The sequence below is a fragment of the Stakelama flava genome (assembly GCF_019351405.1).
In the GTDB taxonomy this organism is placed as follows: domain Bacteria; phylum Pseudomonadota; class Alphaproteobacteria; order Sphingomonadales; family Sphingomonadaceae; genus Sphingomonas; species Sphingomonas flava_A.
Window position 1 is genome coordinate 58,896 of record NZ_JAHWZX010000013.1, and the last position, 13,101, is coordinate 71,996.

General features: G+C 62.7%; 10 protein-coding genes. 6 read left to right on the plus strand and 4 right to left on the minus strand.

Annotated features, from left to right (window positions below):
* Positions 1-14: 14 nt before the first annotated feature.
* From KY084_RS13090 to KY084_RS13100, 3 genes are read right to left on the minus strand one after another with little or no spacing between them, the layout of a single operon-like run.
* Positions 15-2,282, minus strand: coding sequence for a xanthine dehydrogenase family protein molybdopterin-binding subunit (locus KY084_RS13090; protein ID WP_219238921.1), 2,268 nt, complete (start codon positions 2,280-2,282; stop codon positions 15-17).
* A complete protein-coding gene (locus tag KY084_RS13095) occupies positions 2,275-3,333 on the minus strand; it encodes an FAD binding domain-containing protein (protein ID WP_219238922.1) in 1,059 nt (352 codons plus the stop codon). Before KY084_RS13095 ends, KY084_RS13090 begins: the two co-directional genes overlap by 8 nt.
* Positions 3,330-3,827, minus strand: a complete 498-nt coding sequence (locus KY084_RS13100) for a (2Fe-2S)-binding protein (RefSeq protein ID WP_219238923.1) — start codon at positions 3,825-3,827, stop codon at positions 3,330-3,332. Before KY084_RS13100 ends, KY084_RS13095 begins: the two co-directional genes overlap by 4 nt.
* 111 nt (positions 3,828-3,938) lie before the next feature.
* Here KY084_RS13100 and KY084_RS13105 point away from each other — a divergent pair, with 111 nt between their 5' ends.
* The 3 genes from KY084_RS13105 (at position 3,939) to KY084_RS13115 (ending at position 8,184) form a co-directional block, all read left to right on the plus strand.
* Positions 3,939-4,508 (plus strand): TetR/AcrR family transcriptional regulator, encoded by a 570-nt coding sequence (locus KY084_RS13105; protein ID WP_219238924.1) that lies wholly within the window; start codon positions 3,939-3,941, stop codon positions 4,506-4,508.
* A gap of 132 nt (positions 4,509-4,640) precedes the next feature.
* Positions 4,641-6,503 (plus strand): gamma-glutamyltransferase family protein, encoded by a 1,863-nt coding sequence (locus KY084_RS13110; protein ID WP_219238925.1) that lies wholly within the window; start codon positions 4,641-4,643, stop codon positions 6,501-6,503.
* A 133-nt stretch (positions 6,504-6,636) separates the two neighbouring features.
* Positions 6,637-8,184, plus strand: a complete 1,548-nt coding sequence (locus KY084_RS13115) for a S10 family peptidase (protein WP_219238926.1) — start codon at positions 6,637-6,639, stop codon at positions 8,182-8,184.
* 106 nt (positions 8,185-8,290) lie between these two features.
* On the opposite strand, the gene KY084_RS13120 is transcribed toward KY084_RS13115, so the two are convergent.
* Complete coding sequence (locus tag KY084_RS13120; RefSeq protein WP_219238927.1) at positions 8,291-8,776, minus strand: MarR family winged helix-turn-helix transcriptional regulator; 486 nt, start codon at positions 8,774-8,776, stop codon at positions 8,291-8,293.
* 82 nt (positions 8,777-8,858) lie between these two features.
* Between KY084_RS13120 and KY084_RS13125 the strand changes: the two genes are divergently transcribed.
* The 3 genes from KY084_RS13125 to KY084_RS13135 are packed head-to-tail and all read left to right on the plus strand — an operon-like array spanning position 8,859 to position 13,071.
* Positions 8,859-10,052: an HlyD family secretion protein gene (locus KY084_RS13125; RefSeq protein ID WP_219238928.1), complete on the plus strand. Its 1,194-nt coding sequence runs from the start codon at positions 8,859-8,861 to the stop codon at positions 10,050-10,052.
* Complete coding sequence (locus tag KY084_RS13130) at positions 10,049-11,605, plus strand: DHA2 family efflux MFS transporter permease subunit (RefSeq protein WP_219238929.1); 1,557 nt, start codon at positions 10,049-10,051, stop codon at positions 11,603-11,605. Before KY084_RS13125 ends, KY084_RS13130 begins: the two co-directional genes overlap by 4 nt.
* Before the next feature lie 8 nt (positions 11,606-11,613).
* Entirely contained in the window at positions 11,614-13,071 is a 1,458-nt protein-coding gene (locus tag KY084_RS13135; protein ID WP_219238930.1) for an efflux transporter outer membrane subunit, read from the plus strand.
* Positions 13,072-13,101: the final 30 nt, after the last annotated feature.

Genomic DNA, 13,101 nt, shown 5'->3' on the forward strand with positions numbered 1-13,101 from the left:
CCTATGGCGCGCGACTATCGTTCGCGCGCGCCGCTTATCGCGTCCATGCTTATCGGAAAATTTCGTATCCGCGCCCCGGTCGCATGCCAGACGGCGTTGGCGATCGCCCCTGCCGAACCGGTGATGCCGATTTCGCCCACGCCCTTGATGCCCAGCGCATTCACATGCGCGTCCTCTTCGGGGACCAGAAGGCACTCCATCGGCGGCACATCGGCATTCACGGGCACGTGATATTCCGCAAGGTCCGCGTTCATGATCCGTCCGGTGCGGCGATCGGTAACCGCCTGTTCGTGCAGGGCGAAGGACAGGCCCCAGATCATTCCACCGAACAGCTGACTTTCGACCATACGCGGATTGATGATGCGTCCCGCCGCGAAAGCGCCGACCATGCGACTTACGCGAACCTGTCCGAAATCCGGGTCGACCTTCACCTCGGCGAACACCGCGCCATGCGCATTCAGCGAATATTGTTCCTGAGCATCCGGATTGGCGGCGCTGGTGCCGTTTCCTTCCACCTGCTGCTTGCCCGCACGGCGCAGAATATCGGCATAGCTTTCGCTCCGGCCCTCATCGCCGCTAACGAACAGATGCCCGTCGCGCGCCTCCACCCCGGCATTGCCCGCGCCGTACAGCGGCGATGCCTGATCGGCGAGCGCGAGTGCGGCAAGCTTTGCTATCGCATCCTCTCCCGCCTTGTGGATCGCCATTCCGGCAGTGGCGGTATGGCCCGATCCGCCCGCGATACCCGCATCGGGAAGGTCCGAGGAGCCAGAACGGAAGTCGGTGGAATCGAGATCGAGCGCAAGGCTGTCGGCGGCAATCTGGGCCAGCGCCGTCCATGCGCCCTGCCCCATGTCGTGCGCCCCGATTTCCACCGCGCCGGTGCCGTCGTCGCGGATTAGCGCGCGGGCATGGCCTTCGAACATCATCGCGGGGAACAGCGCGGTGCCCATGCCCCAGCCGACGAGCATTCCGTCCGCATCGCGCATGCTGTGCGGTTCAAGCGGACGGTCCGCCCAGCCAAATTTCCGTGCTGCCTGCGCATAGCATTCGCGCAACGCTTTTGACGAAAAAGGCTTGCCCGAAATCGGTTCGACCTCGGCATAATTGGCGAGGCGGAAGGCAAGCGGGTCCATACCGCAAGCATAGGCAGCCTCATCAATGGCGCTTTCCAGCGCAATCGATCCGCTCGCCTCACCGGGCGCGCGCATGAAGCCGGGCGTACCGATATGCAACCGAACCGCCTCATGTGACGTAGCGATCGCCGGACTGGCATATATCGTTTGCGACACATTGGATGATGGTTCGACGAAATCGTCATGGACGCTCGTCGTGGCAAGCGTGTGATGCGAAACCGCGGTAAGACGCCCTTCCCCATCGACACCCAGGCGCAATGTCTGACGCGTTGCGCCGCGATGGCTTAGCGGCCCGAACATCTGATCGCGGCGCACCACCAGCTTGACCGGGCGCTCAACCATTTTCGCGGCGAGAATGCCGAGCGCTATCGGACCCGAAAGCAGACCTTTCGACCCGAAGCCACCGCCCAGAAAGGGGCTGCGGATATGAATATTCTCCGGAGCTATGCCGAAAAGTTCGGCGATACGGCCCTGCGACAGTGCCAGCCCCTGGGTCGGGGTATCGACGTTCAGGCGGTCACCGTCCCACGTCGCCACGATCGAATGCGGCTCCATCGCGTTATGATATTGCGGCGGCGTTTCATATACCGCCTCGATCCGGCGGACTGCATCGGCCATCCCCTTGTCCACATCGCCTATGCCCGCCTCTGCCGGCATGCCGGGACCGACCACCGGCGGGACGAAGGCATCGTCCTGATCGAGCGCCACTCGAGGGTGCTCGGGCGCATAGCAGGGGTTGAGCAAGCTCACACCCTCATTGGCCGCTTCGATTGTTTCGGCGATCACAACCGCGATTGGTTGCCCCGCATAACGCACGCCGTCATTTTGCAAGGCATCAAGGCGGAAGGCGAAAGGATTGGTCTTTTCGTCAGGGTCGACCGCAAGAGGCGGACGGTTTTCGGACGTCATCACCGCGACCACGCCGGGATGCGCGCTTGCGGCGTCGGTGTCGAGTTCTACGACACGCCCATGCGAAATGGTGCTGACCGCCATCACGGCATGGAGCATGCCGTCCGGGTGCCGGTCAGCGGCATAGGGGGCCGCGCCGGTAACCTTTGCAACGCCATCGCGGCGGGTCAGCGGCTGGCCTATGTTCGAACCATGGCGACGATGTGCGGGCGCAGTGTTCATTTGAATATCAGACATGGTCGAGTTCTCCCGCTGTCGGGGCGAAGGCGGAGCCGGGCAACGCCGGCATCCGGTTGGGGGTGCCGGCCGCGGCGCGCAGCAGCGCCCGGACGATCACCCGGCGGGCAAGGTCGATTTTGAACGCATTATCGCCCGAAGCCCGCGCATCGGAGAGCGCGATATCGGCAGCCCGCTCGAACGCGGCGGTATCGGGCGTTGCACCTTCAAGCGCCGCCTCGGCGGCAACCGCCCGCCACGGCTTGGCCGCTACCGCTCCCAGCGCGATCCGGGCGCGACGGATGGCGCCATTTTCGATTTCGAGCGCAGCCCCAGCGGACACCATCGCAAAGGCGTAGGATGTTCTTTCGCGGATTTTGAGGTAGCGCGCATGCCGCGCGAAACCGGCCGACTGCGCTGGCAGGCGAATGGCCACGATCAGGTCGCCCGGCGCAAGATCGGTTTCACGATCCGGCGTATCGCCGGGCAGGCGGTGCAGATCGACCAACGGCACGTCGCGCCGCCCCGATGCGCCTTCCACCTCCACCACCGCATCGAGTGCAGCCAGCGCAACGCACAGATCGGACGGATGGGTTGCGGTGCACTCCTTGCTCCATCCCAGAATGGCGTGCGTCCGGTTTTCGCCCTCGATCGCGTCGCATCCAGCGCCCGATTCGCGTTTGTTGCAGGCGCTGGCCGGATCGTAGAAATACCGGCATCGCGTGCGTTGCAGCAAATTGCCACCGATGGTTGCCGCGTTTCGAAGCTGCGCCGACGCGCCTGAAAGCAGCGCTTCGGCTACCAGTGGAAATTTCGCCGCGAAGTCGGGATGATAGGCAAGGTCAGCGTTGCGAACGAGCGCACCGACGCGGAAATCGCCGTCGGGCAGCGCTTCGATCGCATCGAGTTGCGGCAACCGGGTGATGTCGACAATTCGATCGGGGCGCACCACGTCGCCCTTCATCAGGTCGATCAGGTTGGTGCCCGCCCCAAGATAGGCTGCGCCCGGCGCAGACCCCGCCTCTATCGCATCGGCGATGTTGGCCGGACGGACATAGTCGAACCGCTTCATGCCGCTTTCTCCTTTTCCGCCTGCGTTATGCGCTGTTCGGCCTCAAGCACCGCGGCGGTGATCCCAGCATAGGCCCCGCAACGGCACAGATTGCCGCTCATCAGTTCGCGCACCCGCTCGGCATCGCCCTCGGCGCGCGCTTCCGAAATCAGGCCGATCGCGCTCATGATCTGGCCGGGCGTGCAGAAACCGCACTGAAAGCCGTCATGTTCGATGAACGCCTGCTGCACGGGATGAAGCGCATCGCCGTCCGCGACGCCTTCGATCGTGGTGACCTCCGCTCCGTCCATGCTGACCGCAAGCGCGAGACAGGAATTTATCCGCCGACCATCGACAAGCACCGTGCAGGCACCGCACTGACCACGGTCGCAGCCTTTCTTCGTACCCGTAAGGTATAGCCGTTCGCGCAAGAGATCGAGCAAGGTCACGCGCGGATCGTCGAGGTCGATCTCGTGCGACGCGCCGTTTATCTTTAAATGCAGCGGTAAGGGCATGCGACCTCCAAGCTTATATTGATCGAGCAATGGGTGTAGGATGAAATATACGGAGGAATCCTCCGTTTCACAAGCGTAGCGGCAAAGAATAGGGATTCCATGGGACGAACAGTGCCGAAAGCGAGCCGCAAGCCGCGCGCCGACGCGCTGAGGAATCGCGAACGGCTGCTCGACGCGGCGAAGCGCGTTTTCGCCGGCGGCGCGAGCGATGCCAGTCTGGACGCCGTGGCACGCGAAGCCGGCGTCGGCATCGCAACGCTGTACCGGCATTTCCCTACACGAGAGGCGTTGTACGAGGCCGTATACCGACGCGAAGTGGATGAACTGGTCGCACTTGCCGACGGCCTTGCCGGAGTACCGGATTCGGTTGCTGGGCTACGCCGCTGGTTGCGCGCAATGATCGATTTGGTCGCGACCAAAAAAGGCATGGTCGCGGCGCTGGCGATAAGCGTCGATGCGAAGTCCGCGGTATCCGCCCGAATGTCGAAGCGGCTGGCCGGCGCGCTGGGGGCGCTGCTCGACCGCGCGATTGCCGAAAAACGCATCCGTAGGGACGTTTCGGGCGAGGAAATGCTGCTTGCGCTTGTCGGCATGTGTATCCTGCGCGATCAGCCCGACTGGCGTGAGGGTGCTGTGAAGATGGCGGATGTGCTGGTCGACGGAATGATGGTCAAGAAATAGGCACTGCGCCAGACCGGCCCCATCGCGAGCCAACCCGCTTGCAGTAAATTTTTTTCCGGCTGCGGCCATTGATCCCGGCAGGGATCGCCGTCAAGCTGCCCGCGATATTCGTTTTTCGACCAAGGGGGCACCATGCGTCGCAGAACCTTCATTGCATCCTTGCCTGCCGCCGCGCTGGTGACGCCCGCTGTCGCACGTGATCGTGCGAGCAAAGCGCCTGGTTCCGCCGATACGAAAAAGCTGGCGGACAGCGATGCGCAAGCGCCGCCAAAATATTGGGCGCAGGGCGAGGACAAGTTCGTCCGCAACGATGTGCGGGCGGGCGACCGTCCCGTCGGGGCCAGCTTTGCTTCGCGCACGGCCGTGTACGGAACCTCCGGCGCGTGCGGATCGGCGCACCCATTCGCAACCCAGGCCGGTATCGACATCCTCAAACGCGGCGGCTCTGCGGTCGATGCCGCTGTCGCGATCAACGCCTGCCTAGGTTTTCTGGAACCCACGTCCAGCGGCATTGGCGGCGACTGTTTCGCCATGGTGTGGGACCCGAAGGCGAAGAAGCTGGCGGGCCTTGCCGGATCGGGCGGATCGCCCATGGGATTGAGCCTTGAAACCGTGCGTTCTCGCGCGAAAAACGGCGTTATCCCGCCGCTTGGCGCAATCGCCGTTTCTGTTCCCGGTGCGCTCGACGCATGGTGGACGCTGCATCAGCGGTATGGGAAGTTGCCTTGGGCGGATGTGCTCGCGCCGGCGATCGAATTCGCCGAAAACGGCGTGCCCGTGCCCGATCTTATCGCTTATTATATCCGCGGCAACATGGCGGTGTTCAGGAAGCGGCGCGGACAGATCGAGGAGATCGACAACGCGTTCAAAACCTATGCCCCCGATGGAAAAGGACCCGCCGCAGGCAGCGTTTTTCGCAACCCTGATCTGGCCCGAACGTATCGGATGATCGCAAAGGGCGGCCGCGACGCCTTTTATAACGGTCCCATCGCAGATACGATCGACGCGTATTTCCGTCGCATCGGCGGCTGGCTGCGCAAATCCGATCTGCAGGCGATGCACAGCGAATGGGTGGAGCCGTACACGACCGATTATCGCGGCGTCACGGTCCATGCGCTCGGCGCAAATACGCAGGGTATCGCGACGCTGCAGATGCTCAACATGCTCGAGCATTTCGATCTGCGCGCCGAAGGGTTTCAGTCGGCCCGCTCGATCCATCTTCAGGTAGAGGCAAAGCGCCTCGCCTATGAAGATCGCGCCCGCTATTATGCCGATCCGCACTTTTCACAGGCGCCGGTCGAATGGCTGATTTCAAAGGAATATGCCGCGAAGCGAGCGACGCTGATCAAGCCCGATCGTATCCTGACACCGGTTTATCCGGGGCAGGCGCCCGATCATGCCGACACCACCTATTTCAGCGCCGCGGACAAGGACGGCATGATGGTGTCGATGATCCAGTCCAACTTTCGCGGCATGGGGTCGGGACTGGTGGCCGACGGGCTTGGCTTCATGTTTCAGGATCGCGGCGAGCTGTTCTCGCTTCAACCCGGGCATCCCAATATCTACGCGCCCGGCAAGCGCCCGTTCCAGACGATCATACCCGGTTTCGCGAGTCTCGATGGCGCACCGTGGATGGCGTTCGGCGTCATGGGCGGCGACATGCAGCCGCAGGGACAGACGCAGATTATCGTCAACCGCAAGGATTATGGGCTGGAGATTCAGTCGGCGAGCGACAGTCCGCGCTGGCATCACCAGGGTTCTTCCCAGTCGATGGGCGAGGATTCGCCGGGTCTTCCCAAGGCGGGGCTGTTGCGCCTTGAAACCGGGGTGCCTGCCGATACCCGGCAGGCGCTGGCCGATATGGGATGGACGATCGGCGATCCTGACGGCGGCTTCGGCCGGTACGAATGCGTCGAAAACCGACGCGACGGCGACACCCGGGTCTATGCGGCCGCAAGCGAAATGCGCGCCGATGGATGCGCCCTTGCCTATTGAAGCCGTTTTACCGGCAGCAGGCATGGCAAGACGAAAACGTCGCAATCGTTTCGCAACTGCGAACAAACGGGTTGCACGGCATGAACGACGATATACTGTCTCATGCAATCAATCTGCTTAACCGGGGACACCAATGCGCTTGATTTCAACCATCGCCCTTGCCGTCTGCCTGACCGCCGCCGTGCCCGCCATGGCGCAGGACAAGGACGACGATACCAGTCCTGCAAAGCAGCACAAAAAGGATGTGGCAGAGGCGATCGCCGGGCAATGGGCAACCGCGCCAGCGGAAGAAGTCGAAAAAAGCTATTCCGCTCGTGCCAGCATCGACGGGCGCGGCATTGGCTACAAGGCGACGGCGGGCACGCTGACGATCCGCAATGACGAGGGAAAACCGGTCGCGAGCATCTTCTACACCGCCTATACGGCAGCGGGAGAACATCGGCCCGTAACCTTCTTCTACAATGGCGGTCCCGGATCGGCGACGCTCTGGCTGCGCATGGGGTCATTTGCGCCGGAAGCGGTGCGTACGACCGATCCGGTGGCGGTCGCTCCCGCACCCTATGATATCGGCCCGAACCCGGATTCGCTGATCGGCACCACAGACATGGTCTTCATCGACGCGGTTGGCACCGGTTATTCGCGCATTCTGGGCGATGCCAAGGCCAAGGAATTCTACGGCGTCGATGAAGACGCCGCCGCCTTTACCAGCGCCATCAAGCGGTATCTGACAAAGAACGATCGCTGGGGCGATCCGAAATATCTGTTCGGCGAAAGCTATGGCACCACCCGGTCGGCTGCCCTCGCGCTGAAGCTGGAAGATGCGGGCGTTGCGCTGAACGGCGTCGTGCTTCTCTCTTCCATCCTCAATTACGGCGTCGATCAGTCGGGATATGATTCAGCCTATATCGGTTATCTCCCCACCTATGCGGCCACCGCCTGGTATCATAACAAGGTCGCCGACCGTCCCGCCGATGTCGCCACATTCGCGCAGCAGGCACGCGATTTCGCCGCAGGCCCCTATGCCAGCGCGCTTGCCAAGGGGACCGACATCTCGCCTGCGGAAGAGGATCGGATCGCGCAGCAACTGGCGCATTTCACCGGCCTGTCAGCGCAATATATCAAGGAAGCGAATTTGCGCATCGACCCCAGCCGATTCCGCAAGGAATTGCTGCGCGATCAGCGCGAAACGGTGGGACGGTTCGACGGACGCTATATCGGCACCGACATCGATGCGGCGGGTGAACGGCCGGGCTACGACCCGTCGGACACAGGCATTTCCGGCGCGTATGTCAGCGGCTTCATGGACCGGCTGACGCGCAAATTCGGCTATGACACCAGTCTGGATTATCGCCTGTCGGTCTGGGATACGCGACCATGGAGCTGGGACTTTTCGCACGAAGGCCCCGAAAGCGGGACGCAGCAGGCGGTTGACGTCGCCGAAGACCTTTCGCGCGCGATGCGGACCAATCCGCATCTCAGGGTTCTGTCGCTCAACGGCTATTACGACATGGCGACGCCCTTCTTCGCCACCGAATATGACCTGAAACACATGATGTTGCCGCAAAAACTTCGCGGCAATCTGCAATTCCATTATTATCCCGCCGGGCACATGGTCTATCTCAACCCCGAAGCGCGGCACGAGATGCGGATCGACCTGCAGAATTTCTTCGCCGGAAAATAACGCCCTGCCCCGACCGAGCATGGCCCGGTCATCTCGCCGGGCCATCGCTTTTACGCGTCACACGATACGGTGAAACACGTTCGGGGGAAGCGGTCCATGGTCGGGGTCATTTCGCGTCAGCTGCCGCGTCCGGACCAGCGCCGGTCAGTTCAATTTCCGCCATCGCATTCGCCAGTCGTTCGAGAATTTTTGCCAATTCCGCGCGCTCATCGGGCGACAATGTGCCGAATAGCTGATCGATCAGATGCAGGCGGATCGGATGGGTAACCGCTATCGCGGCGCGCCCTGCTTCGGTGATCCTCAGCCGCTTTGCGCGCCGATCGATCGGGTCCGGCACGCGCTCGATCAAACCGTCGCGCTCCAGTGCGTCGATACCCTGCGTCACCGTTCGCGGCGCCTGACTGAAGGTGTCGGCAATATCGACCGCTCGCGCATCGCCGCCGGCCTTTGCCACATACAGCAGCAACTTGGTTCGCGCGAACGACGCCCCCTGCGCGGCCATTCGACGGTCCACCATCCGATGCATGCGCAGGAACAGGTGGCCAAATTGGCTGGCGATGGTTTCAAGTTCGGGATCGGGATGCGGTGTCATTACGATGCAACCTCATTAAATGGTATTGCTTTATGTTGCAACTGAAAGCAAATCAGCCGCGAAACGATTCGAAAGCCATGCGATGACCGACCGGAATGCCGAGGAATCCGCGGAAAACCCGCGCGAAACGCCAGATCAGGACGATGCGGAGCGCGAGGAACGCCCATCGCCGTTGAAACGCCGCGGCGTGCGGATCGCGCTGCTGGTTGGCCTGATCGTGATCGTGGTGGCGGGCATATTCTGGTTCGTTCGCTACAAGACGGTCGGTCAATATATGCAGGCGACCGACGATGCCTATATCCAGGCCGATGCGGTCGTCGTTTCGCCCAAAGTCGGCGGTTATGTGCAAAAAGTCTTCGTCGCCGACCACCAGCAAGTGAAGGCGGGCGCCCCGCTGGTTCAGATCGACCCCGGTGATTATCGCGCGAAGGCGGCTCAGGTCGAGGCACAGATCGACGTTTCGCGCGCCGATGCGCGGGGAGCGGAAGCGCAAATCGATGAACAGCGCGCTGCGATCGCTCAGGCCGAAGCGCAACTTGCTCAGGCAAAAAGCGCGGCCGCCTATGCCAATGCAGAGGTTGCGCGCCATGCCCCACTCGCCAAGACAGGCGCGGAGAGCGAAGAACAACTCGCCAAACTGCGCGATCAGGCGCATCAGGCGGACGCGCAATTGGCGAGCGCGCGCGCCGCGCTGGTACAGGCCCAACGCCGCATAGGCACGCTTCGCACCCAGGTCGAACAGGCCCAGGCGCAGGGCGAATCATCGCGCGCGCAACTCGCGTCCGCCAACAAGGACCTGAAATCCACACTTATCCGCGCAAGCATTGACGGGCGTGTGGGCGACAAGAGCGTTCGCGTCGGTCAGTTCGTTCAGCCGGCGAACCGAATGATGTCGATCGTGCCGATGCGCAACCTGTATATCACCGCCAATTTCAAGGAAACGCAGCTGGGCCTGATGCGCATCGGGCAGCCGGTAGAGATAGAGGTCGACGCCCTGCCCGACGTACCGCTTCACGGCCGGGTCGAAAGTTTCTCGCCCGGGACCGGCGCGCAATTTTCCATCCTGCCGCCCCAGAACGCGACCGGCAACTTCACCAAGATTGTGCAACGCGTGCCGGTGCGCATTTCGGTTGCCGCAGGGCCTGAGGCGCGAAAACTTCTGCTGCCCGGCATGTCGGTGTCGGTCACCGTCGACACCCGCGGCGCGCGCGGCGCCGATGATCGCATCGCGCACGAACAGGAACAGTATAACGACAAGGCCGGCGTCGACGAATGAGCGCAGCCGCGCCATCCCCCGCTCCGCCCCCCCAGCGCGCGGATACCGCAGCCTGGCTTGCCGTGGCGGCGGGAAGCCTGGGCGCGCTGATGGCGACGCTGGATATTTCAATCGTAAACTCCGCATTGCCCACCATTCAGGGGGAGATTGGCGCAAGCGGGACCGAGGGAACCTGGATTGCGACCGCCTATCTGGTTGCCGAAATCATCATCATTCCCCTTTCGGCATGGCTTGAACGGCTGCTCGGCCTGCGCACCTTCCTGCTGATCGCGGTCACATTGTTCACCGCCTTTTCGGTCATGTGCGGGCTGTCGACCAACCTTACCATGATGATCATCGGTCGTGCCGGACAGGGATTTACCGGCGGCGCGTTGATCCCGACGGCAATGACGATCATCGCGACTCGGTTGCCGCCCGCGCAACAGCCGATCGGCACCGCCGCATTCGGAGTAACGGCCATTGCAGGCCCGGTGGTCGGACCACTGGTCGGCGGGGCGCTGACCGAAAGCATCAGCTGGCACTACATCTTTTTCCTGAACCTGCCGATCGGGCTTATCCTTCTGGTTCTACTCTTTGTCGGCCTGCCGCATCAGACCGCGAAGCTGGGCGACCTTTTGAAAGCGGACTGGCTCGGCATTGCCGGACTGGCGCTTGGCCTCGGTTGCCTGACGGTCGTGCTGGAGGAAGGGCAGCGCGAACAATGGTTCGCCTCGGCGCTGATCGTTCAGCTTTCGCTACTTTCGCTTTTCGGCTTCCTGCTGCTGTTCGCCGGACAGCTTCTCACCTCTCAGCCGGTCATCCGCCTCAAACTCCTTTTCGATCCGCAATTCGGCAGCGTCACTGTGATGGGCATCGCGCTCGGCATGGTGTTGTACGGCACCGCGTTCGTGATCCCGCAATTTCTCGCCAGCATTGCGGATTATAACGCGCTGCAATCGGGCAAGGTGGTGATGCTTTCGGGCATTCCCAGCCTGTTGTTGATGCCGTTCACCCCTTTGCTTATCCGCAAGGTGCCGATCCGGATCGCCGTGGCGACGGGGCTGGGCATCCTGGCGTTCAGCTGCTTCGTCGACACCAGCCTGACCGCCCAGTCGACCGGCGATGCCTTCACCGAATCCCAGCTCTTGCGCGGCATAGGGTCGATACTGGGTTTTCTCTTCCTAAATCAGGCGGCAATCGCGGCAGTGGACCCGAAATATGCCGGTGACGCATCGGGCCTGTTCAACGTCGCGCGAAACCTCGGCGGTTCACTGGCGCTGGCGGGAATAGCCACCATGCAACAGCAGCGCATGTGGCTGCACAGTCGCAGGCTGGAAGCCACGCTTAACGCCAATTCGACACAACTGCAGGACTATATCGCCGGTCTTGCGCAGGGGCTGGGCGATCGCACCACGGCGATCGCGTCGCTTGCCCAGACGATCCAGCGTGAAGCGCTGGTGATGACCTATAACGATCTGTTCTGGCTCGTTGGCGTGGGCATCCTTGCCATCCTGCCGCTTGTCTTCTTCCTTCGTCCCTTGCCCAAGGACGTCACCGTCTCCGCAGGACATTGAGATACGCCATGCGCAAGACCATCCTTCTCGCCTCGCTTTCACTCCCGCTCGCCGCATGTACCATGGGGCCTGACTATGCCGGTCCGCCCGTGGTCGCGGGGTTTGGACAGAAAAATATCGGGTTCGTTCGTGGCGGCGACGCCGTGCGTTCGGAAAGTCCGTCGCTCGATTCCTGGTGGAAGACGCTTGGCGACCCGACGCTCGACACGCTTGAGGAGCGCGCCCTGAAGGGTAGCCCGAGCATAGCCATCGCGGAAGCGCGGCTGAGGCAGGCGCGCGCGACCGTGCGCCAGGACCGCGCCGACCAGCTTCCCAGCGGCAGTGCGAGCGCCAGCTATCTGCATGCGGACCTGCCCGGCATCAATGTCGGCGAGGCGCAGGGAAGCACAGACAGTTCCGACGAGACAGCATCCGGCGACAGCAGCACCTCGCTCGATTTCTACAATGTCGGTTTCGACGCGAGCTGGGAGATCGACCTGTTCGGCGGCAAACGTCGGACAGTAGAGGCGTCGCGCGCGCTGGTGACCGCCGCCGAAGCGGATGTCGCCGATGCGCAGGTCAGCCTGAGCGCGGAGGTCGCGCAAAATTACGTCAATCTGCGCGACAGCCAGCACCAGCTTTCGTTGGCGCGTGAGGCGGCGCAAATGCAGCAAACGACGCTCGACCTTGCCATGCAGCGCCAGGCGCGCGGGGTCGATTCCGCGTTGGACATCGATCGGCTGCGCAATCAGGTGGAATCGAGCAATGCCCGGCTCGTTCCGCTCAGTGCACAGATCGACAGCTATTTGAACGCGCTGGCGGTACTGACGGGCGACGCACCAGGCGCGCTTGATGCGATGTTGCGCCCATCCGCGCCCGTACCGCTTCCACCGCGAAGCGTCGCGGTCGGCGATCCGGCCGAACTGCTGCGCCGCAGACCCGATATCCGCGCCGCCGAACGCAGACTGGCTGCGCAGACCGCTCGCATCGGCGCGGCGGATGCGGCACGGTTCCCCCACCTGCAATTGCTGGGGCTGCTGGGACTGGGTGGAACCGATCCGTCGGATATTCTCGATCTCGACAATCTGACCTCCGTCGCCGCGCCGATGCTGCAATGGAATGTGCTCGATTTCGGCAAAAGCGCGGGCCGCGTCGAACAGGCGAAGGGCCAGGCCGACGAAGCAGAGGCGCAATATCGCCAGACAGTTCTTCAGGCGCTGCGCGATGCGGAAGATGCGCTTTCACGCTATGGCGGCCGGCGAAAGCAACTGGGCGGGCTGGCGCGCGCCGAAACCGCGGCCACGCGAGCGGCGACGTTTACCCGGCAACGCTATCAAGCGGGCACGGTCGCGCTCGGCGACGTGTTGGACAGCGAACGCCAACGCGTTTCCGCCGAACGCGACCTTTCCAGTGCCAAGGCAGAGCTGGCAAACGACTTCATCGCCCTGCAAAAAGCACTTGGGCTGGGTTGGAAAGCGCGCGACTGATCCCCATAGCGGGGTGCCCGATCGAGCAAT